Consider the following 20,606-nt stretch of genomic DNA (forward strand, 5'->3'; position numbering starts at 1 on the left):
ACGCTTTCGGGCCGTCGGGTTCGATGGGCCGGGCTCAGCGCTTGGCGAACTCGATGATCGCGCGGTAGAAGCGGTCCGAACCGTCTTTGGTGTTGTCCGGCCCGAGTTCCATGCGGTTCACGCCGTTTTCCGCGCTGCCCTTGAATCGATTCGGAATCACCGAGAAGTAATACGGGCTGATGAAGCGCGCCCCGCCCGTGTAGTGCGACTGCATGGCGGCCAAGTGCGCACCGTCGCGCTTCCATTGCTGCGGGTTGAACTCGGGCACGCCGTAGTCGGCGATCTTTCGTTCGGCCAGAAACCCGCGCACCCAGTCGCTGTCGGTGGCGCCGCCGTACAGGTTGATGCCGTGCTTCCAGGGCATGGAGCCGTGCAGCGTCTGGTCGGCCGCGAACAGCTGGGGGTTCCAGGATGAGTTCACGTTGGGAACGATCTGGTGCGAGTAGAGCTTTTCGGCGGGCAGGCCCTCGCCGAGGGCGATGCGGTAGAACTCGCTCAGCAGGCGAGACACCTGCTGTTCGCGGTACCGGTTCCAGTCGCGGGCGAGCGGATTGAACAGCACGCCCTGTGTGGGCTTGGGCAGATCGAGCCAGGAGCGTACGCCGGGCAGTTCGCTCGCGGCCTTCATGCCGAACACTTCCGGAGGCCTGCGGGCGGGCGGCGCCACGCGGCGGTCCCGCGGCATGACGGTGAATTCGGTCTGGGCCACTTCATAGCGGGCGCCGCCCACGCGCGCCACGATCTGCGCCATGTGCTTGCCAGGTCGCAGTGCGCTGAAGTCCACATCGGTGCGGAAGCCGACGTTGGGCGTCGTGACCACATCGAGCGCACGGTAGACGTCCAGACGGTTGAAGCCGCGCGCGACCGGACCGACATAGCGCGCATCCAGGTACAGGTCGAGCCCGGTCACGCGGCCTTCCGGGTCCCAGAGCCAGCCGGAGAGCGGCAGGGTGCCGTCGGCGAAGGCGTCGTAATGCTCTCCCAGGCGGCTGACCGGCTCGCGGCTCACGTCGTGCGACGGAGCGAGCACGGCATTGAAGGCCGCATAGGCCGTACCGGCTTGCCGGTTGAGTGAGGCAATGCTGCCGTACTGCTTGGACAGATAGGCCTGAAAGCCGGCCACCGAGGCCGGGCTGTAGTCGGTGGTGCGAATGTTCTGGTACTCGCCCATGCCGTGTTCGAAATCGGGGAACAGGTGGTGCAACTCGCCCGCCAGCGTGATGGCGACGATGCGCTGCTGCTGCTCTGCAGGCAAAGCCTTGATGCGCTGGGCCACGTAGCGCAATGCCTCGAAACGGTAGCGGTTGACCGGGATGGTGGCGTCCGTCTCCAGCGTATAGGGCGCGACGCGGTAGCCGAAGTAGCCCAGCTCCAGCGGCTTCCCACCGGGCAGTTGCATCAGGTTGCGAGGGTCTTTTTCCAGTTCGTTGGTGAGGGGGCCGGCGGAATCGAAATGGTCGCCCGCCAGGTACAGCACGACAGGGCGCTTCACTTCGGCAACGAGTTGCAGGAATTCATCCACCCGCGCCGTATCGATCTCCCAGCCTGTGGCACTCCTGCGGTACAGCGCAAGGAGCTGCAGGGTGGAGGTATAGCCGATCTGCACCTGTCCTCGCGGGCCACCGGGCTCCAGCGTGTCGAGCAGCCGGTTGATTGCAGCAGCGCCCGTGCGCTTGCGCGCGCGGCACACGTCGATGGCGGCTTCGTAGGTCTTGATGCGTGGATCGTTGGCGGCCTCGTCGCACACCATCGTTCCGACGATGGTCGGTGCCACGATGAACGGCGCGCGCGCCGCGCCAGGGGCGGTGTCCGCATGAGCGGCGGCGCACAGCAGGGACAGTGCCACCGCCAGAACCCGGTGAGCGAGAGAAAAACGCATGGCAGAGTGTCCGTGAACGAAGGAAGGCGGCAGGGGCGAGGCAGGTCGAACAGCAAGACCCGGGCCCGGGTCAGAGCAGTGACGCATCAAGGGTTGCCCAGCGCCTTTTCAAGATAGAAGCGCCCCTCGCTGGCGTCGTACAGGCCCAGTTCGCCGAATTGCATGCGCGTGCCCGGCTTGCACTCGAATTCCATCGAAAGACGCCCTGGCGGGCCGGGTAGCAGCAAAGGCAGCATTCCCCAGGTGATGTCCTGGTCCGGTTGGAGGCCATCCAGGCGCACCAGGCTGGACCGCGCTGCGCCATCGGGCCGTGTGTAGCCGATCCAAAGGCGTTGGCATTGCCCTTGAAAGTGTTTGAGGGGCAATCGCAGGATGGAGATGCCGTCCATCGTGAAGGACTTCGCTCGCCACTCCACGAGGGCTTTCCCGGACGGCATGCTGGCCTCGGCCGAAAACGGGTCACCTTCCCATCCGCGCGTTTGCACCGTGCCGGGTTCTGCCATCTGGATCGGCAGGGGGTGCCCCAGGCTCAGGTCGGGCATGACCGGCGCGCTGGCGCGCAGGTGGTAGGCGCCTAGTGCGATTCCCGCGACGATGGTGGACAGGGCGCCTGCCATCGCCACACCCCGGCGGGGTTGGCGCCACAAAAGCGCTGCCCCTTGCGCGGCGAGCAATACGAACAGGATGTCGAGCGCGCTGATGCTGTACCGCGGGTTGTAGAGCACTGGCACGTGCACCGCGCACTGGTACGCGGCGGCGCCGGTCAGCATCCATACCATCAGGTGCCGCCGTGCCCCCCACACGCCCAGGCAGGCCAGGATGATCAGCACCACGCGCCAGGACCGGTCGTTCATGACATGGCGATCCAGGTGCGCGCGGCTGAAGAACAGCACGGCGCCGAGCTTTTGCACGTACATCTGCGCCAGCACCGGGAAGGGTGTTTCCCGAAGCATCGTCTTGGCCACGGCCATCAGGCGGCGGTCGCCTTCGATGGAAAGGTGGCCCTGGGCACCCGTGACGATGCCTTCGTCGTGAACCAGCCCGAAGTAGGGAGGCTCGTAGCCGGACAGCACCGGATTGCTGCCGAAATACAGCGCCGCGCCCGTGCCGGTCGCGATCATCGGCCGACCGAATTCGTCATTCTGCCGAGCCATGTAGGCGCCGACCAGCGCCAAGGCGATGAGGTGCACTGCGGCGATGCGCGCGGCTGCGCCGCGCTGGGCGCCATGCAGCTTGCGCGACGCGATGAAGAACGCCACCACGGCAAAAGGCAGCCAGTACATGTAGGTGGCGCGAGTGAGGGTGGCGGCGCCGAGGGCCAAACCGCCCAGCACCACGGCGGCGATGCGCCAGCGCGCAGCGCTTTTGCCGGGCGCAGTGTCTGCGGCATAGGCAGTGGCCCAGATCCACACCGCGACGAGAAACACGAAGGGCGCCTCGCCCATGAGCACCGCGCCCGCTTCCACGAGCATGTGGGGCAGCACGAAAAGCCACGCGGCAGCGGCGGCGGCGACACGGCCTCCGACCTTGCGCGCTGCGTCGAACGTGAGCACCAGCGCCACGAGCGAGATCGCAAGGTTCGCCGCCTTGACAGCCACCGGATCCGCGCCGGACAGCGCCATGTACACGACCGTGCCGGGGGCCACCTTGAGGATCGCAGGGTTGCTGAAAAGCCCGGCCGCATCTTCCAGCAATTGCCGCGCGAGCGGCAGATAGGTGTGCAGCGAATCGAATGGAATCTCCACCCGAGTGAGTATTTCCACCGTGCGCGCAGCGTAGAAGATGAGCGGCACGATCAGGCCCCAGAGCATCCAGTGCAAAGTGGTGCGTTCTGACGGCGAGAACGTGTGCCCGGCATGAAGCTGGGCGTTCGCGTGGGCGGGATGGGCGCTCATGGCTGGGCGCCTCCCTCCACATCCTCCAGGCCGTCCAGATCGTCCGGACGCAGGTAGGTGCTCAGGGGCTCGGTGGGCACGCTGCCCACGTCGTAGTGCAGAAATGCCACCAGGAACTGAATGCCGATGAGCACCGGCAGTGCTGCCAGCATGACGGTGCCGCTGGTCGCCGGGTGCGTGCCATAGGCGCTGTTGATCCAGTGCATCGCCCCGAAAATGCCGCCCGCCAGCAGCAGCAGCATCCCGAAGATGCTGTAGATCGAGCCGACGTTGAAGTCCCGCACGAAATAGCTGTACACGTAGCGGCGCGCGAGGCGCGAGGCGTGCTTTTTCAGGAACTCGGGCAGCACCTTGCCGATCTTGAGGTTCGATTCCTCGTCCGCGTACACGGCATCCATGGGGACGTCCCGCACCACGGCCCGCAGCGTGTTCAGGCGGAACAGCATGTCGGTTTCGAAGAAGTAGCGGCGCTCCAGCTTGTCCAGCGGAAGCTCGCGCAGCACGCTGGTGTGGATGGCGGTATAGCCGTTCGTCGGGTCCATGATGGGCCAGTAGCCGCAGCTGAGCTTGGTCATGAAAGACAGCACTGCGTTGCCGAACAGGCGCATGGCCGGCATGCCGCGCACCGACTCGGGTCGGAAGAAGCGGTTGCCCTTGGTGTAGTCGGCCCGGCCGTCCTGGATGGGGCGCACGAACAGCGGCAACAGGCGGGGATTCATCTGGCCGTCGCCATCGATCTTGACCACGATGTGCATGCCGTCGAGCACCGCCTGCCGGTAGGCGGTCACCACCGCACCTCCCACGCCCTGGTTTTCGGGGTTGAAGAGAACCTGCACGCGCGGATCGGTGCAGTGCTGCTGGATGAAGGCGCCGCTGCCGTCGGGGCAGGCATCGTCCACCGCGTAGATGCGGGACACGCTAGCCGGAATGGTGCGGATCACCTCCAGAACATGCTGCGTGACCTTGTAGCAGGGGATGGCGACGGCAATGGTCATCGGTGGCTTCGTCATGCGGAAGCCCTCCCGGCCACGGCGATGCCCGCCAGGATCAGCGCACCGCCGATGAAGGTCTGCAGGTGCAGCGGCTCCTTCAGAAAAAACCACCCCATTGCCGGCACGATCAGGAACGCCAGTCCCATGAACGGGTATGCCAGATGCAGCGGCGCGCTGCGCAGTACCCAGATCCACAGCAGCGTGGTCACGCCGTACAGCGCCAGCGCCACGATGAGCCAGCCGTTGAATATCCAGTCGGTCAGCCCCGGCTGTGCCGGCAGCATCATGGCGGCCTTCTTGAACAGCAGTTGCCCGACGGAAATGCCGAACACGCACAGAAGGGTCAGGGACGTGAGTAAAAGGGACATGGTGGATAGCGCAGTAGGCGTGTCATGCCGACACGGGGCGGGCCGGCGCCGTGTGGCGCAAGGCGAAAGCGGGAAGCAGAGCCAGGGGCAGGGTGAAGAACGGCAGCAAATACCGGTATTCCCCTGCCGTGGACAGCAGAAAGATGGCGACCAGTTGCACGGCCATGGGCAGGGCGACGATCAGCAGCGAAAGCTCGCGCCGCACAATCCCCTGGCGCAACGCCCAGGCCAGCAAAAGCAGACCGAGCCAGGGCGTCCATAGCAGCCATCGCCAGGCATGGCTGGCCTTTTGCAGCGCGATGAAACGGCGCTCCACCCCCCGCAGGTCGAACTGGCGAAAGACCGACTCCGCCTGCGTGCGAGGCAGCACGTAGGTGGAGTAGGTCACGGCCGGAAACCCCCCCTGCGCGAGCGCGGCCGCCAGGAAGACATTGACCCTGCTGCCCAGGAAATCGGGCAGGTTCTGCCAGAGGTTGTAGCGGAAGAATTCGCGCACCAGTGTTTGCTGGTCGGCCTTTGGCAGGCCTTCCACATGCGGGCCATCGGGGTGGAAGACGAGCATGTCCCAGTAAGCCGGGTCGGTATAGGCCAGGAAGTGCGGCAACTGGCGGTAACGGACGAGCAACTCGGTCGTCGCGGGCGAGACCTTCGGCGTGTCCAGCACCCACGGATCGTTCATATGCGGGTACTGATCCCACAGCTGGTTCATGGCCCGAGGCTTCATGAAGTTCACCGTCTCGAAGACGACCATGGGATAGACCGCCTCCTGCGTACGAGAGGAATGCATTTGGTGGCCCGCGAACATCGCTGCGCAGACCGTGGCGATCAGCGCCGCCAGTCTCCAGCGGGTGCTGCGGTCCAGCACCAGCAGCACGGCCACCGCCGGCAGCAGAAAGACGATGCCGTTCGGCCGTGCGAAGGCCGCGAAGGGCAGCGTCACCGCCACCATGGCCAAAGACACCGCACCCATGGTGCGCAGGCGGGTTGCCAGCCACAACTCGAACAACAGGCCGCTCGCCGCTACGGCGAAGATGCCGTCTGGATAGAGCGTGCCCATGAAATAGACCATGTGCGGTGCCACGCACACCAGCACGAGCACGACCGCAAAACTTTTCTTCAGCCCCTGGCGCCAGTACCACGCCAGCATGCGCGCAAAAATCAGAGCGCACAGGCACAGCAAAACCCCTACGGGCACTTCCACCCGATGCGTTCCCTCGTAGAACAGCCGAACGAAGTAATACCAGAAGACCGTTTTGCCCGATCGGAAGTCGCCGCCGCGTTCCACCTCCAGCAGGATGGACACCGAGTCTTCTCCCAGGATGCCCGGCCAGAACGCCAGCAGCCAAGTGCCGTACAGCGCCATCAAGGCGCTCCAGATCACGAGGAATGGAGCAGCAGCCGCCCAACTGCCGCGCAGCGCAATGTCTGCGCGGGAAGCTGAAGGGAAAGGCAGCGTCGCTCCCACAGGCGGCGGAGGGGGTGCCCTCAACCCGCGGCTTGCAGCGCCAGGCCGGCGTGCTCGCGCAACGGATGGAAGTGGATCTTGGGAAACCGCTCCTGCGCCAGGCGCACGTCGTAAGGCGAGGTGCACAGGTAGGCCAGGGTGTCCGCCGCATCGTGCGCCAGCCGCAGCGGATAGGCGTCGGTGAAGGCGCGCAGGTCCGCCGGGCTGTCGGCGGTGATCCAGCGGGCGCCGGTGTACTGGCAACCCTCGAGCCGCACGTCGGCGTCGTATTCGGTCTTGAGGCGGTGCTGCACGACTTCGAACTGCAATTGGCCCACCGCGCCCAGCAGCATGGCGCCACCGGCATCGGGCTTGAAGACCTGGATCGCGCCTTCTTCGCCCAGTTGGGCGAGGCCTTGCTGAAGCTGTTTGGTGCGCAGCGGGTTCTTCAGGATGACCGTCATGAACAGTTCAGGGGCGAAGAAGGGCAGGCCGGTGAACTGCAGGCTGGCGCCATCGGTGATGGTGTCGCCCAGCTGCACGCCGCCGTGGGTCGTGAAGCCGATGATGTCGCCGGCATACGCCTCCTCCACCGCTTCGCGGCGCTGCGACATGAAGGTCACGACGCTGGTGGGGCGCAGTTCCTTGGCCGTGCGCTGCACCTTGAGCTTCATGCCCGGCGTGTACTTGCCCGAGGCCACGCGCACGAAGGCGATGCGGTCGCGGTGGTTGGCATCCATGTTGGCCTGCACCTTGAAAACCACGCCGGAGAAGTTCTGGTCTTCTGGCTGCACGGTCTTCTCGACCGGCTGCTTGTTGACCTGCAGGCTGCTCAGCCGGGGGCGGGGCGAAGGGGCGAGATCCACCAGGGCATCCAGCACTTCCATGACCCCGAAATTGTTCACGCCGGAGCCGAAGAACACGGGTGTCTGCTTGCCGGCGAGAAATGCTTCATGGTCCCACGTGGGCGAGGCGCCCACGGCCAGTTCCATGCTTTCGATCGCGGCGTCGAATTCGCTGCCGAAGCGGGCACGCAGGTTGTCGGCGTCCGACAGCGGGATGGCCTCGAAATCCTGCGGGCGGCGTTCGCTGCCCGATTCGAACACCGTCATGGTCTGCGTGCGCAGGTTGATGATGCCGCCGAAGTTCTTGCCCTGGCCGACCGGCCAGGTCATGGGCACGCAGGGCATGCCCAGTTCGCGCTCGACCTCGTCCAGGATGTCGAGCGGCTCGCGCACCTCTCGGTCCATCTTGTTCACGAAGGTGATGATGGGCGTGTCGCGCTGCCGGCAGACCTCGATCAGGCGGCGCGTCTGCGCTTCCACCCCATTGGCCGCATCGATCACCATCAAGGCCGAATCGACGGCGGTGAGCACGCGGTAGGTGTCTTCCGAGAAATCCTTGTGGCCCGGCGTGTCCAGCAGGTTGACCACATGGTCGCGGTAGGCCATTTGCATGACCGAGCTGGCCACCGAGATGCCGCGCTGCTTTTCGATTTCCATCCAGTCGCTGGTGGCGTGCCGGCTGGCCTTGCGCCCCTTCACCGCGCCAGCGATCTGGATCGCGCCCGAGAACAGCAGCAGCTTTTCCGTCAGCGTGGTCTTGCCCGCGTCAGGGTGGGAAATGATGGCAAAGGTACGGCGGCGCCGTGTTTCGGAGACGTAGGACACAGTGGTTTTGGTGAGGGCGCGGCGCAGGCATGTGGGCCGAAGTACGAGCGCCTGGCCAGCGCACTGCAGCACTGCCGCGGAGGGCGCCCGCGGAAAAGTGGCCGTATTCTAACGGGGGCCTCATTCGGCCAGCTGCGTCACGGCAGCGCCGGTACGGCGGGCCCTGGCTGCTATGGCGCTGCCGGGGGGGCGGTCGGAACGCGCTGAAAGAGCCGTTTGGCCCGCAGCACGGGTGATTCCACGCCGTGCCATGAGATGTATCCAGCCACGGTGGCCAGCAAGACGGACAGCAGCAGGCTCGGAATGAACGGCAGGTCCGGCCAGAGGGCATACACCGATTGCTGCACCGGACACCCATACAGATAGATGCCATACGACGGATCCCCGCCGCGTTGAAGAAAGGCCAGCGCAGGCACGTGCAGCGAGCCCACAAAGATCAGCAGCGGTGGCAGCAGGAGCAGGCCTGCCGAATGCTCCATTTTCAAACCGAAGAACAGCAAGGCGGCCAGAGGCGTCAGCACGAGCACCAGCCTTCCGGAGCGCGCATGGAACCCGTCGCGAAAAACGGCGATGAGCGCGCCATAGGTGAAATAGGCGGGGTACTCGAACCAATGCCGCATTTCCCCCGTGAGGTCCGCGTTGCGGGTCGTGAGAAAGAAGGCGATGTATCCCAGCCCCACGACGCAGGCGATCCAGCGCGACCTCAGCAACCCCAGAAAACCGATCGCTGCGAGCACCAGGTAGCACATGCTTTCCATCGGAATGGTCCACAAGGGGCCGTTCATCAGGTGCTTGAGCGGGTTGTTTTCGAACACGCCGGGCAGATAGGGATAGTCCTTGATCAGCAAGAGATTGCGGAAGTAGCGGATCGTCTCGGGATGGCCGAGAAAGTCCATGGCCGGCAGCGAAGTGAAGAAAAGCCCGAACAGGAAAACGTTGGTCAGCACGGCGAACAGCACCCCGGGCCAGATCCGCAAAAAACGCTTGGACAGGAATGCCAGCGCCTGTGGCTGGCGCAACCAGCTCAGTGTGACAAGGTAGCCGCTGATGGTGAAGAAGGTCATCACCGCCACGCCGCCCACCATGTCGGAGTGCAGCCAGGAGGGCGGTGCCGTGCGCGTGATGTGAAAGTGGTGGCTGAAGATCACTGCGCTCGCTGCGCCGATGCGCAGCAAGTCGAACAGGTTGCTTCGGTGCGGTGTGGACATGTTTTCTGGCTTTTTCCGGCCCGTCTCGGGCACTTGGCATTTGGGTGGGGCTGGCAGCTGGTCCGGCCCTCCTTATCTCAATTCGTTGCGCACCTTCGGCCTTCGCCCATTGGTCATGCCCGGCACAACGGTAGGGGTGTCAAAGCGCAGTGTCCTTAGTCCTTATAATCGCCGTTTTCCGAGGAGCGTTGCAGCGTCTTTCCCCGACACCGTTACGGGGCAGGGACGCGAGGCTCGGATCATCATTTTGCAACGACGCTCGCCCACGCTTCTTGTGCGGTGAGTGAGTCATTCCCCTCCGATGCGTGGTTTTTACCTTCTTCACTGGAGAAAACCATGAGCGCAGTTCTCAAGACCCCGTCCGATCAAGCCATCGCCGACCTGTCCCTTGCCGCCTGGGGCCGCAAGGAAATCCGCATCGCCGAAACCGAAATGCCTGGCCTGATGGCCATCCGTGAAGAGTTCGCCGCCGGCCAGCCGCTCAAGGGCGCGCGCATCACCGGTTCGCTGCACATGACGATCCAGACCGCCGTGCTGATCGAAACACTGCAGGCGCTGGGTGCCGATGTGCGCTGGGCTTCGTGCAACATCTTCTCCACACAGGACCATGCCGCGGCCGCCATCGCCGCCGCGGGTACGCCGGTGTTCGCCATCAAGGGCGAATCCCTGGAAGACTACTGGGATTACACCCACCGCATCTTCGACTTCGGCCCCAAGGGTAGCGTGGGCGAAGGCCCCAACATGATCCTGGACGACGGCGGCGATGCCACGCTGCTGATGCACCTGGGCCAGCGCGCCGAGAAGGACGCTTCCCTGGTCGCCGGCAATGGCGCCAGCGAGGAAGAGCGCATCCTGTTTGCCGCCATTCGCAAGAAGCTGTCGGAAGACGCGACCTGGTACACCCGCAAGTCGGCCGAGATCATCGGCGTGACGGAAGAAACGACGACCGGCGTGCACCGCCTGAACGAGATGTCCGCCAAGGGCACGCTGCTGTTCCGTGCGATCAACGTGAACGACTCCGTCACCAAGTCCAAGTTCGACAACCTGTACGGCTGCCGCGAATCGCTGGTCGATGGCATCAAGCGCGCAACCGACGTGATGATCGCGGGCAAGGTCGCAGTGGTGGCCGGCTACGGTGATGTGGGCAAGGGCTCGGCCCAGGCGCTGCGTGCACTGAGCGCCCAGGTGTGGGTCACCGAAATCGACCCCATCAATGCCCTGCAAGCCGCCATGGAAGGCTACCGCGTGGTGACGATGGACTACGCCGCCGACAAGGCCGACATCTTCGTGACCACGACGGGCAACAAGGACATCATCACCCACGACACCATGGTGAAGATGAAGGACCAGGCCATCGTCTGCAACATCGGCCACTTCGACAACGAGATCGACGTCGCTTCGATCGAGAAGTACGAATGGGAGGAGATCAAGCCCCAGGTGGACCACATCACCTTCCCGGACGGCAAGAAGATCATTCTGCTGGCCAAGGGCCGTCTGGTGAACCTGGGCTGCGGCACGGGGCACCCGAGCTTCGTGATGTCGTCGTCGTTCGCCAACCAGACCATCGCCCAGATCGAACTGTTCACCAAACCCGATGCCTACCAGGTCGGCAAGGTCTACGTGCTGCCCAAGCTGCTGGACGAGAAGGTCGCGCGCCTGCACCTGAAGAAGGTCGGCGCCATGCTGACCGAACTGACCGAATCGCAAGCCGCCTACATCGGCGTGAGCAAGAACGGTCCTTACAAGCCTGACACGTACCGCTACTGATCGGGCGCGGCACCGCCGCGAACCGCAGGCCGGCAGACGCCGGCCTGCTTCTCTTTTGCTATAAAAATAATAGCTTTCAGCGCTTGGTAGCCGTGCGCTGAAGGCGTTTTTGACTCTGAAGGATGGGCGCATGCGCGCAGACGTATATCTGGTGGACAAAGGCCATGCCGCGACCCGCTCGCAGGCGCAGCGCCTGATTGCGGCCGGTGTGCAGTGGCGGCTGGCGCCCAGCCTGCCTTGGCACAAGGTGGCCAAGAACGGCGACGACATTCCAGACATTGCCGAAGTGCAATTGCTCGATCAGTCGGAGGCGCGTTACCTCTCGCGGGGTGGCCTCAAGCTGGAAGGCGCGCTGAAGGAGACCGGCCTGAACGTGTCGGGCTGGCGCTGCCTGGATGTGGGTCAGAGCACCGGCGGCTTCACCGACTGCCTCTTGCAGGCGGGTGCGGCCCAGGTGATCGGCGTGGACGTGGGCCATGCGCAGCTGCACGACCGTCTGCGGCGGGACCCGCGCGTCGTGGCCGTGGAAGGGGTCAATGCCCGCTCGCTCACTGCCGAATCGCTGCGGGAAGCCTGCGAAGACGCGCTGTCCGAACAGGTCGAGCAGGACCCGGACGACAACGACACCCAGCCGGAGGCTCCGTACAGCTGGATGCGCAATGGCGGTCTGATCGACGAAGAATACGACGACAGCGGCGATGCCAAGGAACACGATGTCGAGGCCTTCAAGGCCGAACGGTCGGCCAAGGCGCGGGCCCGCGCGGAAGGCGTGTTGCCCACCGTGCGCCGCCGACGGGCGGGCCTGGAGCAAGTGGACACCACGCCGGTGTTCGATCTGGTGACCGGGGACGTGTCGTTCATCTCGCTCACACGCATCCTGCCCGCGGTCGCGCCGTTGCTGAAGGCCGGGGGGGAGTTGCTGATGTTGGTCAAGCCCCAGTTCGAACTGCAACCCGGCCAGGTGGGCAAGGGCGGCATCGTGCGCGATGCGGCGCTCTACGCCGTGGTCGAGCAGCGCATCCGGGACTGCTGCGCGGAACTGGGCCTGAACGTGGCCGCGTGGATGGACAGCGCCATCGACGGCGGCGACGGCAACCGCGAATTTTTCGTCCATGCAAGGAGTGCGGCATGACTGCTTCCCCCCGTCCCTTACCGATCAGCTTCGAGTTTTTTCCGCCGAAGACGCCCGAAGGCGCCGAGAAGCTGCGCACGGTGCGGCAAGCCCTGTATGCCCGCCGGCCCGAGTTCTGTTCCGTGACCTATGGTGCGGGCGGATCGACGCAAGAAGGCACGTTCGGCACCGTGCGCGAAATCCTTGCCGAAGGCGTGAGTGCTGCGTCGCATTTTTCATGCATCGGCGCCACGCGCGACACCTTGCGCAACCAGTTGGCCACGCTCAAGGCCATGGGCGTGAAGCGCCTGGTGGCCCTGCGCGGCGATCTGCCGAGCGGCTACGGCGCGGGTGGTGAGTTCCATTACGCCAGCGATCTGGTGGCCTTCATCCGCGCGGAGACGGGCAACGATTTCCATGTGGAAGTGGCCGCCTATCCCGAAGTGCATCCCCAGGCCCGTTCGCCCGAGGCCGATCTGCAGGCCTTTGCGCTCAAGGTGCGCGCTGGTGCGCATTCAGCGATCACGCAGTATTTCTTCAATGCCGACGCCTACTTCCGCTTCGTGGACGATACGCGGCGGCTGGGCCTGGATGTGCCGGTGGTGCCGGGCATCATGCCCATCCTCGGTTCCACGCAGCTCATGCGGTTTTCTGACGCCTGCGGCGCCGAAATTCCGCGCTGGATCCGCATGCGCCTGCAAGGCTTCGGCGACGACACCGCCAGCATCAAGGCATTCGGCCTGGATGTGGTCACTGGTCTGTGCGAACGGCTGCGCGAGCGCGGCGTGCCGGGTCTGCATTTCTATACGATGAACCAGAGCGCCGCCACGCTGGAAATCTGCCGTCGGCTGGGGCTGTAGGGCGCCGGCAGCCACTCCGGTAATATCGCAGCTTCGTTTTCCGCGCTCCTCCATGACTTCCGCCTTCACTTCCCTGTTGGCCGCCGCACTGTGCTGCATGGCGTCGTCCCCGCTCTGGGCACAGATGCAATACGTCTGCCGCGATGCTTCGGGCAACAGTTTTTCGACGTCGCGCCCCTGTCCCTCGGGCTCGACGACATCGGTGGCTGCCACGGGGCCGGTATCGCCACCTCCGACCTGGCGCTATGAAGCGCCCGTGCGCTCCGCACCGCCCGAGGGGCCTGCGTACCAGCGCTACATGAGTGCCCGCTGCCGCTCCTTGAGCGACACGCTGCGGGGCGGCTCTTACGGCATTGAGCCGGATGCCTACGCCGGCATGCGCCGCGAGTACCAGCGCGATTGCCGCGAGGAGGAATACGACGCCTCTTCCCGCTATTACAAAGAGCAAGGCGAAGCACGCAGGCAGCGCCAGGAACAGGAGCAGCAGTTGCGCGTGGCGGCCCAGGCATCGCAGGCAGAGGCGACACGCCGTGCCGAGCAATGCATGGAGTCGCGCCGCATCCTCACCGCCAAGCGCGCCCGCACGGATCTGACCGAGGGTGAAAAAAAGGACCTGAAGCGTTTTGAAGACGCCTACGAAGTGCGCTGCCAGCGCTGAATCACGCCATCGCCGGATTGGCGCGCTCCTGGGGGGTGTGCTGCTGGCATGCGCGCTCGCCGCCTGTGCGGTGAAAACGCCTGTGCCCGCTGAAGACACCGGTGCCCTGCCTCCCAAGCCTCAGGTAGCGCCGCCTTCGCTCCCGCAGCCGTCACGCGCGCCCAGCGCTGCGGCGGCGCCTCCCGCCGCATCCGTCAACACCCCTTCCGGCCCGTCATCCGACGAGGCTGCCTCAGACCCCGAGGCGGCCGATGCATTCGTCCAGGAGGGGATGGCGTCGTGGTACGGAGCCCGGTTTCACCGCAGCCGCACGGCCAGCGGAGAGCGCTTCGACATGAATGAATTCACCGCGGCGCACCGTACCTTGCCCTTCGGCACGCGGGTGTGCGTGCGCAGCCTGGTCACCGGGCGGTCCGTGCAGGTGCGCATCAACGATCGCGGGCCGCATTCGCCCGGCCGCATCATCGATGTGAGCCGCGCTGCCGCTGGAGCGCTGGGGCTTCTGGGCCTGGGCACGAAGCCTGTCGTGGTGTCGCAGGCGCCGGGCGATGCGGCTGCGCCGTGTCCTGACGCCTCGGCATCCAGCCTGTCCGAGGCACGGCCCTCTTCACCCACGGACGGCGAATAAGCGAGCCGTTCGTTCAGCCGCCGGATTCGAGCGTGTGCGAGGCGTGATGGTCCTGCGCCAGCAGTTCGGCCATTTGCGGCAGCGCAGGTTTCAGGGCTGCCTTGAGCGTGAAGGGCGGGTTGATCAGGAACATGCCGCTGGCCGGCAGGCCCGGGCGGCGTGCCTGTCCCTCGGCAGCGCCGGTCACCTTGCTCGACTTGACGGTGAGCGTGGCATGCAGCCACGACTTGCCGGCCTTGGTCGCCAGCGTTTTGAGGCGCCGGGGCAGGTCGTGGGCCTCGGGCCGCGGAATGATCGGATACCAGACGGCATACGTGCCCGTCGCGAAACGCTTGAGCGAATCCGCCGCCATGTCCAGGACGCGTCCGTAGTCGGTCTTGATTTCATAGCTGGGGTCGCACAGCACGAGCGCGCGGCGGGCCGGAGGCGGCAGGAATTTCTTGATGCCCTCGAAACCGTCTTCGTGCAGCACCGCCACCTGGCGCCCGGCCTCCAACTGAGCCACGTTGCCGGCCAGTGCGCGCAGGTCGGTCGGGTGCAGTTCGAACAGCTTCAACTTATCGTGGTCGCGCAACAGCCGCTGCGCGATGAACGGCGAGCCAGGGTAGACCCGTGTCACGTTGCCCTGGTTGAAGGCGCCGACCATATCGACGTATTCCTGCAGGGCCGGGGCCAGAGTCTCCGCGGGCTTGGCGGGCGGAACCAGCCGAAGAATGCCGTCCGCGGCTTCCCCGCTCGTTGCGGCGTAGTCGCCATCCAGCCGGAAGAGGCCCGCGCCGGCATGGGTGTCCAGGACGGTGAGCGCTGCGTCTTTCTGCGTCAGGTGTTGCAAAGTGGCAATCAACACCGTGTGCTTGAGCACATCGGCGTGGTTGCCCGCATGGAAGGCGTGGCGGTAACTGAACATGATGGGCCAATGGTAACCATGCACCGCCCTCCCGCCATGCCTGGGCGGCCGCTGCGACGGTATCGAGCGCGAAGATTCATGGCGGCTGTGATATCCCGTGCAGTGCCATTCGCTCCGTTGCCGCGCGGGATCGGGCTTGCTGCATGATGCGATCTCGGTGAATGTGTTGCAATCCATCCATTTGTCCGTTGCCGGGTGCGCCCTTGCTGGTGCACCATTGCCGCCCGAAAGCTCTGCCGCCACCATGTCTGCCACCACCAGCACCGAACCCCCGAACGACGTTCATCACGTCGATGCCCTGCCGGCCGGGACGCGGCTGGGGGAGTTCGAAGTGCTCTCGCTCCTGGGCGTGGGGGGGTTCGGCATGGTCTACAAGGCATTCGACCATTCGTTGCTGCGCTTCGTGGCCATCAAGGAATACATGCCTTCGGCGCTGGCCGCTCGGGCGCAGGGCCAGTCGCTGTGGGTGCGCTCTTCGTCCCAGGAGCAATCCTTCCAGGCGGGTCTGGCCTCTTTCGTGAGCGAGGCGCGCCTGCTGGCGCAATTCGACCATCCCTCGCTGGTCAAGGTCTTTCGTTTCTGGGAAGCCAATCACACGGCGTACATGGTCATGCCGCTGTATACGGGCATGACATTCAAGCAGGCCCGCGCCCACATGCGCACGCCCCCACCCGAAGCCTGGCTGCGTAAATTACTGTGGTCGGTATTGAGCGCGCTGCGCGTTTTGCACGATGGGCAGACGCTGCATCGCGACATCTCGCCGGACAACATCTTCTTGCAGGACAGCGGCCCTCCCGTGCTGCTGGACCTGGGGGCCGCGCGCCATGCGATCAGCGACCAGGGGCACCAGCACACGGCGGTTCTGAAGGTCAATTACGCGCCGATCGAGCAGTACAGCGACAGTGAGAGCGATCTGCGCCAGGGGCCGTGGAGCGACCTGTATGCGCTCGGTGCCGTGGTGCACGGCAGCCTGTGCAACGACACGCCGCTGCCGGCGACGCTGCGTTCGATCCGTGATCGCATGGTGCCGTTCTCCAGAGTGGCCAAGACCGTGCGGCGCCAGTTCGGCGTCGAATACTCGCCCTCTTTCGTGGCCGCCATTTCTCAGGCACTGGCCCTGCGGCCTGATGAGCGGCCGCAAAGCATCGACGAATTTTTGCGCACCATGGAGATGGTCACCCCGCCCGAAGGCATCGACCAGTTCGATTTTCGGGCCGAACTGGGCGATGTATGGGTGGAACCAGCGGACCGGCATGGCACCGGCGTAGCGGTGCCGATGATCGACATCACTTCGGTTCCGGCGCCGGCAGTCGGTACCGCCCTGGCCACGCCGATGGCTGCCACTGTGGCGCAGCCGATGGCCGAAGCGCCTACCCAATTGCATATCCATCGGCAGGAGGCCGGTGATACCGTGGTCTCCGACATGCAGGACACCGTTTTCATGGACAGCAAGCAAGAGGCGGGGGATTCGGTGATGGTCGATACGGTGGCGGGTGAGACGGTTTTCGAGGAACGGCGCCCCCAGCATCCGGAAAGGCTGGGCCGCGGAAAGACGCGCCGCGCCCAAACCCCAGGGGGCGACGAGCCGCCGGCACCGGCCGTCACTGCGCGGCGGCGACCGCTGGCCTGGGCGGGCGCCGGCATGTTGGCCGTGGCCGTCATTGCCGCCGGGCTGTGGTGGGGCGTGCCACGCGAAACATCCCATCCGACCAAATACACGCCGGAAGATCAGATCATCACGGAACTGGCTGAGCCGCCGATGGCGGCGGTTTCAGCGCCTGCGGCTGAACTCGTCGCCGTGGTAGACGAAGCCGCGCCTGTGGCGCAGCCCGCTGCATCCAGCGCATCGACTGCGGCCGCCGCTGCTCCGGCGTTCGTCGTGGCTTCGGCGCCACGGCCTCGGCCGGTGCCGCGCAAGGTCGCTGAGCCGCTGCCACAAGCCGTGGCGGCTGAGGCGCCCCCGGCGCCGGAGCCGCCCCCTACCGTGGCGCCCAAGCCCGTAGCGGTCCGCGTCGCAGGGCCGGACGAGGCGTGCGCCAATGCAGGCTTTCTCGCTCGCCCCATGTGCATTCACCAGCAATGCCAGAACTCGGCCGTCGCCAATCACCCGCTGTGCGTAGAAAACCGGCGAAGGCTGGAGGCGGAAGAACGGCGCCGCACGATGCTGTCCCAGTAGTCTGGCCTTGGCATTTTTCAGCCGCTTCGTATAATGGCGGGCTTCGCAGCGATTTCTGGTCCCGCGGCGAAGCAATTCATACCACCTAAGAGGCTTCCTTCAGAGAAGCACCGACCGTGGAAAAGGACCGACAAACCCCCCGTTCTTTGAAAAGAGAAACTCATGTCCACTTTCAGCGCAAAGCCCGCTGAGGTCGTGCACGAGTGGTTTGTGATTGACGCGACCGACAAGGTCCTCGGACGAGTAGCCAGCGAAGTTGCTCTCCGTTTGCGCGGCAAACACAAGGCCATTTACACGCCTCACGTCGATACCGGTGACTTCATCGTCATCATCAACGCCGCTCAGCTCAAGGTCACTGGCACCAAGTCTTTGGACAAGGTGTACTACCGCCACTCGGGTTATCCCGGCGGTATCACGGCCACGAACTTCCGCGACATGCAAGCCAAGCACCCCGGCCGCGCGCTGGAAAAGGCTGTCAAAGGCATGCTGCCCAAGGGTCCCTTGGGCTACGCGATGATCAAGAAACTCAAGGTGTATGGCGGTGCTGAGCATCCCCACACCGCCCAGCAGCCCAAGGCGCTGGAAATCTAAGGAGCCTTGAGATGATTGGTGAATGGAACAATGGCACCGGCCGTCGCAAGTCCAGCGTCGCCCGCGTGTTTCTCAAGAAGGGTTCCGGCAAGATCACTGTGAATGGCAAAGACATTCAACAGTATTTCGGCCGTGAAACCTCGATCATGATCGCCAAGCAGCCGCTCGCGCTGACCAACCATGTCGAAACCTTCGACATCCAGGTCAATGTGCACGGCGGCGGTGAATCCGGCCAAGCCGGTGCCACCCGCCACGGCATCACCCGCGCCCTGATTGACTACGACGCGACGCTGAAGCCCGCACTGAGCCAAGCCGGCTTCGTGACCCGCGATGCCCGTGAAGTCGAGCGTAAGAAGGTCGGTCTGCGCTCTGCACGCCGCGCCAAGCAGTTCTCCAAGCGTTAAGCTCGGCTCTGCAGAAGTTGTCATGCTCTGTGGCGCCTTTCGGAGGCTGCAGGGCATGTCAATCGACCACGAGTATCTTCGGATGCTTCTGGATTCCAAAACCGCCTGCTGGCGGTTTTTTCGTTTCGGCCCACTGAAATGTTGAATAGGGAAACATGCGACTCAAGTTGCTACGCCGCCGTTTGACCATCAGTGCGCCGCGCGTGTCTGTCCGTAGCGCGATGCCTTGGCCTTTTCGGTGGGTGCTGCTGGCCATCTTCTTCGGGCTGTGTGCTGCCTTGGCGTCGTGGGCCTTCGAGTTCGGCAAAAGCATCGCAGGCCTGGACTCCCGTTCCCGTGCCGAGTTGGTGCGGTTGCGCGAAGAGGTTGCGCAACTGCGCGAAGAGCAGCGGCTGCAGAAAGACACGTCAAGCTCTGCCGGCACATTGTTGACGGCGGAACGCACGGCCATGGACCGCTTGATGGCGCAGATGCGCCAGTTGGAGGCCGACAACCGGTCGCTGCGGGACGATCTTGGCTTTTTTGAAAAACTCATTCCTACCGGCAAGACCGAAGGCGTAAGCATCCGCGGGCTGCAGGCCGACGTCGTGGGGGGCAGTCAGTTGCGCTGGCAGGTGCTGGTGATTCAGTCGGTGCGCAATGCCCCGGAGTTTCGCGGGCGGCTGGAGTTGCTGCTGTCGGGCACTCGCGATGGCCGTCCATGGACGCAGGCCTTGCCTGCGGACGGGCAGCCGCTGCAGTTCCAGCAGTACCGGCGCATGGAAGGATTGTGGGGATTGCCAGGCAATGCCGTGGTAAAAACCGTGACCGCGCGGGTCTTGGAGGGCAGCGCGGTGCGCGCCACCCAGACCCTGAGCATCGAAGAATAGCGACGGCGGCAGCGCGGGCAAAGGGCCTTTCCCTTCCGTGCCAATCGACTGGAGTGTTCCCATGTTCTCTCGCAAGAAGCAGCCCCCGATCAAGAGCCTGATTGCCCATGGCACCCGCATCAATGGCGAAGTGCGGTTTTCCGAGGGGCTGCGGATCGACGGCGAGGTCGCAGGAGACGTGCGGGCCAATGATGACGAGCAGCCCAGCATCCTGGTGGTGTCGGAGTCGGCCCGGGTCGAGGGGGCGGTGCACGCAGCCCATGTGATCGTGAACGGCACCGTCATCGGGCCGGTGCATGCCGCGGAGTTGCTGGAGCTGCAGCCAAAGGCCCGCATCACGGGCAATGTTCATTACAAGTCGCTTGAAATGCACCAGGGCGCCACGATCTCAGGACAGATGAGCCCTTCGACCGTCCTTGTCGAGGAAAAACCCACACTGAAGTTGGCGTCAAACGCCAGCTGACCCGGATTCCAGGGGCATTGCAGTACCATTCACCGCAAACACTCCCGAAGGAGCACTCCCATGAGCGCCGTAGCTGAAAATATCCAGACTGAAATGCCCGCCCCGATCCTGTTCACGGACAGCGCGGCGGCCAAAGTGGCCGACCTGATTGCGGAAGAAGGCAACCCTGACCTGAAATTGCGCGTGTTCGTCCAAGGTGGCGGGTGCTCGGGCTTCCAGTATGGTTTCACGTTCGATGAAATCACGAACGAAGACGACACCACGATGACCAAGAACGGTGTGTCGCTGCTCATTGACGCGATGAGCTACCAATACCTCGTCGGTGCCGAGATCGATTACAAGGAAGACTTGCAAGGCGCACAGTTCGTCATCAAGAACCCGAATGCCACCACCACCTGTGGTTGCGGATCGAGCTTCTCGGCCTGATGCGTTCCATCTTCGGCTGATCCAAAAAGCCGCCTTCGGGCCAATGCCGCTCAGTTAAGGCTGAGCGGCATTTTTCCTGACGGGATACTGTGTCTTGGTCATTCGAACCTCACGCGGATACCGCCTGTGGGATCTTCGAGGCGGCAGCACGAAGCGGCGGATATTCTTTCTCATGGCTGCGAGCTTGGCCGGGATGGCCCCAGGAGTACGCGATCCTGAGCTCCACAGCCACTCATCCACGATGTAGCGCAGCGCCGTAACGAAGCTGATGCGGCAGGGCTCAACTTTGG

19 protein-coding genes, 1 pseudogene and 1 riboswitch are annotated in these 20,606 nt (G+C 64.5%); of the genes and pseudogenes, 11 read left to right on the forward strand and 9 right to left on the reverse strand.

The features are described 5' to 3' along the window. Positions 1-34 precede the first annotated feature (34 nt). The 7 genes from AVHM3334_RS07205 to AVHM3334_RS07235 form a co-directional block, all read right to left on the reverse strand. Complete coding sequence (locus AVHM3334_RS07205) at positions 35-1,879, reverse strand: hypothetical protein (RefSeq protein WP_284410906.1); 1,845 nt, start codon at positions 1,877-1,879, stop codon at positions 35-37. Between the two features lie 86 nt (positions 1,880-1,965). Then, entirely contained in the window at positions 1,966-3,774 is a 1,809-nt protein-coding gene (locus AVHM3334_RS07210; protein WP_284410908.1) for a glycosyltransferase family protein, read from the reverse strand. Continuing rightward, positions 3,771-4,784, reverse strand: a complete 1,014-nt coding sequence (locus AVHM3334_RS07215) for a glycosyltransferase family 2 protein (RefSeq protein ID WP_502869874.1) — start codon at positions 4,782-4,784, stop codon at positions 3,771-3,773. Before AVHM3334_RS07215 ends, AVHM3334_RS07210 begins: the two co-directional genes overlap by 4 nt. Continuing rightward, positions 4,781-5,134, reverse strand: a complete 354-nt coding sequence (locus AVHM3334_RS07220; RefSeq protein ID WP_284410909.1) for a DMT family transporter — start codon at positions 5,132-5,134, stop codon at positions 4,781-4,783. Before AVHM3334_RS07220 ends, AVHM3334_RS07215 begins: the two co-directional genes overlap by 4 nt. A 22-nt stretch (positions 5,135-5,156) precedes the next feature. Beyond that, positions 5,157-6,515: a hypothetical protein gene (locus tag AVHM3334_RS07225; protein WP_284410911.1), complete on the reverse strand. Its 1,359-nt coding sequence runs from the start codon at positions 6,513-6,515 to the stop codon at positions 5,157-5,159. Between the two features lie 104 nt (positions 6,516-6,619). Next, entirely contained in the window at positions 6,620-8,248 is a 1,629-nt protein-coding gene (locus tag AVHM3334_RS07230) for a peptide chain release factor 3 (RefSeq protein ID WP_284410913.1), read from the reverse strand. A gap of 170 nt (positions 8,249-8,418) precedes the next feature. Next, a complete protein-coding gene (locus AVHM3334_RS07235) occupies positions 8,419-9,456 on the reverse strand; it encodes an acyltransferase family protein (protein WP_284410915.1) in 1,038 nt (345 codons plus the stop codon). A 174-nt stretch (positions 9,457-9,630) separates the two neighbouring features. After that, a riboswitch (S-adenosyl-L-homocysteine riboswitch) is annotated at positions 9,631-9,724 on the forward strand. 68 nt (positions 9,725-9,792) lie between these two features. Between AVHM3334_RS07235 and ahcY the strand changes: the two genes are divergently transcribed. The 5 genes from ahcY (at position 9,793) to AVHM3334_RS07260 (ending at position 14,480) form a co-directional block, all read left to right on the forward strand. After that, the gene (gene ahcY / locus AVHM3334_RS07240) at positions 9,793-11,223 is read left to right on the forward strand and encodes an adenosylhomocysteinase (protein WP_284410917.1); all 1,431 of its coding nucleotides are present in this window, start codon (positions 9,793-9,795) and stop codon (positions 11,221-11,223) included. A 130-nt stretch (positions 11,224-11,353) separates the two neighbouring features. Continuing rightward, the gene (locus tag AVHM3334_RS07245) at positions 11,354-12,355 is read left to right on the forward strand and encodes a TlyA family RNA methyltransferase (protein ID WP_284410919.1); all 1,002 of its coding nucleotides are present in this window, start codon (positions 11,354-11,356) and stop codon (positions 12,353-12,355) included. Next, on the forward strand, positions 12,352-13,194 hold the full coding sequence (gene metF / locus AVHM3334_RS07250; RefSeq protein ID WP_284410921.1) for a methylenetetrahydrofolate reductase [NAD(P)H]: 843 nt from the start codon (positions 12,352-12,354) through the stop codon (positions 13,192-13,194). Before AVHM3334_RS07245 ends, metF begins: the two co-directional genes overlap by 4 nt. Before the next feature lie 52 nt (positions 13,195-13,246). Further along, positions 13,247-13,852 carry a hypothetical protein gene (locus AVHM3334_RS07255; protein WP_284410923.1) on the forward strand — a complete coding sequence of 202 codons (606 nt, stop codon included), beginning with the start codon at positions 13,247-13,249 and terminating at the stop codon, positions 13,850-13,852. Between the two features lie 70 nt (positions 13,853-13,922). Next, a complete protein-coding gene (locus tag AVHM3334_RS07260; protein WP_284410925.1) occupies positions 13,923-14,480 on the forward strand; it encodes a septal ring lytic transglycosylase RlpA family protein in 558 nt (185 codons plus the stop codon). A gap of 13 nt (positions 14,481-14,493) precedes the next feature. Here the strand turns inward: AVHM3334_RS07260 and AVHM3334_RS07265 are convergent, their stop codons facing one another. Beyond that, positions 14,494-15,387 (reverse strand): 23S rRNA (adenine(2030)-N(6))-methyltransferase RlmJ, encoded by an 894-nt coding sequence (locus AVHM3334_RS07265; RefSeq protein ID WP_284410927.1) that lies wholly within the window; start codon positions 15,385-15,387, stop codon positions 14,494-14,496. Between the two features lie 244 nt (positions 15,388-15,631). Here AVHM3334_RS07265 and AVHM3334_RS07270 point away from each other — a divergent pair, with 244 nt between their 5' ends. From AVHM3334_RS07270 to erpA, 6 genes are all read left to right on the forward strand, one after another. After that, on the forward strand, positions 15,632-17,563 hold the full coding sequence (locus AVHM3334_RS07270; RefSeq protein WP_284410929.1) for a serine/threonine protein kinase: 1,932 nt from the start codon (positions 15,632-15,634) through the stop codon (positions 17,561-17,563). A 162-nt stretch (positions 17,564-17,725) separates the two neighbouring features. After that, a complete protein-coding gene (gene rplM / locus AVHM3334_RS07275; protein WP_092745280.1) occupies positions 17,726-18,154 on the forward strand; it encodes a 50S ribosomal protein L13 in 429 nt (142 codons plus the stop codon). Between the two features lie 11 nt (positions 18,155-18,165). Next, positions 18,166-18,558 carry a 30S ribosomal protein S9 gene (rpsI, locus tag AVHM3334_RS07280; protein WP_092745279.1) on the forward strand — a complete coding sequence of 131 codons (393 nt, stop codon included), beginning with the start codon at positions 18,166-18,168 and terminating at the stop codon, positions 18,556-18,558. A 155-nt stretch (positions 18,559-18,713) separates the two neighbouring features. Continuing rightward, a complete protein-coding gene (locus AVHM3334_RS07285) occupies positions 18,714-19,427 on the forward strand; it encodes a DUF6776 family protein (protein ID WP_284410931.1) in 714 nt (237 codons plus the stop codon). A gap of 61 nt (positions 19,428-19,488) precedes the next feature. Then, positions 19,489-19,890, forward strand: a complete 402-nt coding sequence (locus AVHM3334_RS07290) for a bactofilin family protein (RefSeq protein ID WP_092745277.1) — start codon at positions 19,489-19,491, stop codon at positions 19,888-19,890. A gap of 60 nt (positions 19,891-19,950) precedes the next feature. Further along, entirely contained in the window at positions 19,951-20,316 is a 366-nt protein-coding gene (gene erpA, locus AVHM3334_RS07295) for an iron-sulfur cluster insertion protein ErpA (protein ID WP_008907234.1), read from the forward strand. Positions 20,317-20,370: 54 nt separating this feature from the next. On the opposite strand, the pseudogene AVHM3334_RS07300 reads toward erpA, so the two are convergent. Continuing rightward, positions 20,371-20,606, reverse strand: a pseudogene (locus tag AVHM3334_RS07300) (IS4 family transposase); the annotation flags it as partial.

Source organism: Acidovorax sp. SUPP3334, assembly GCF_030159055.1.
Classification (GTDB): domain Bacteria; phylum Pseudomonadota; class Gammaproteobacteria; order Burkholderiales; family Burkholderiaceae_C; genus Paracidovorax.

Coding starts and splice junctions, on each gene's coding strand:
- AVHM3334_RS07270 (WP_284410929.1), top strand. CDS start 15,632: ATGTCTGCCACCACCAGCACCGAACCCCCGAACGACGTTCATCACGTC.
- ahcY (WP_284410917.1), top strand. CDS start 9,793: ATGAGCGCAGTTCTCAAGACCCCGTCCGATCAAGCCATCGCCGACCTG.
- AVHM3334_RS07205 (WP_284410906.1), bottom strand. CDS start 1,879: ATGCGTTTTTCTCTCGCTCACCGGGTTCTGGCGGTGGCACTGTCCCTG.
- AVHM3334_RS07245 (WP_284410919.1), top strand. CDS start 11,354: ATGCGCGCAGACGTATATCTGGTGGACAAAGGCCATGCCGCGACCCGC.
- AVHM3334_RS07265 (WP_284410927.1), bottom strand. CDS start 15,387: ATGTTCAGTTACCGCCACGCCTTCCATGCGGGCAACCACGCCGATGTG.
- erpA (WP_008907234.1), top strand. CDS start 19,951: ATGAGCGCCGTAGCTGAAAATATCCAGACTGAAATGCCCGCCCCGATC.
- AVHM3334_RS07290 (WP_092745277.1), top strand. CDS start 19,489: ATGTTCTCTCGCAAGAAGCAGCCCCCGATCAAGAGCCTGATTGCCCAT.
- metF (WP_284410921.1), top strand. CDS start 12,352: ATGACTGCTTCCCCCCGTCCCTTACCGATCAGCTTCGAGTTTTTTCCG.
- AVHM3334_RS07285 (WP_284410931.1), top strand. CDS start 18,714: ATGCGACTCAAGTTGCTACGCCGCCGTTTGACCATCAGTGCGCCGCGC.
- AVHM3334_RS07255 (WP_284410923.1), top strand. CDS start 13,247: ATGACTTCCGCCTTCACTTCCCTGTTGGCCGCCGCACTGTGCTGCATG.
- AVHM3334_RS07210 (WP_284410908.1), bottom strand. CDS start 3,774: ATGAGCGCCCATCCCGCCCACGCGAACGCCCAGCTTCATGCCGGGCAC.
- AVHM3334_RS07235 (WP_284410915.1), bottom strand. CDS start 9,456: ATGTCCACACCGCACCGAAGCAACCTGTTCGACTTGCTGCGCATCGGC.
- rplM (WP_092745280.1), top strand. CDS start 17,726: ATGTCCACTTTCAGCGCAAAGCCCGCTGAGGTCGTGCACGAGTGGTTT.
- rpsI (WP_092745279.1), top strand. CDS start 18,166: ATGATTGGTGAATGGAACAATGGCACCGGCCGTCGCAAGTCCAGCGTC.
- AVHM3334_RS07220 (WP_284410909.1), bottom strand. CDS start 5,134: ATGTCCCTTTTACTCACGTCCCTGACCCTTCTGTGCGTGTTCGGCATT.
- AVHM3334_RS07215 (WP_502869874.1), bottom strand. CDS start 4,784: ATGACGAAGCCACCGATGACCATTGCCGTCGCCATCCCCTGCTACAAG.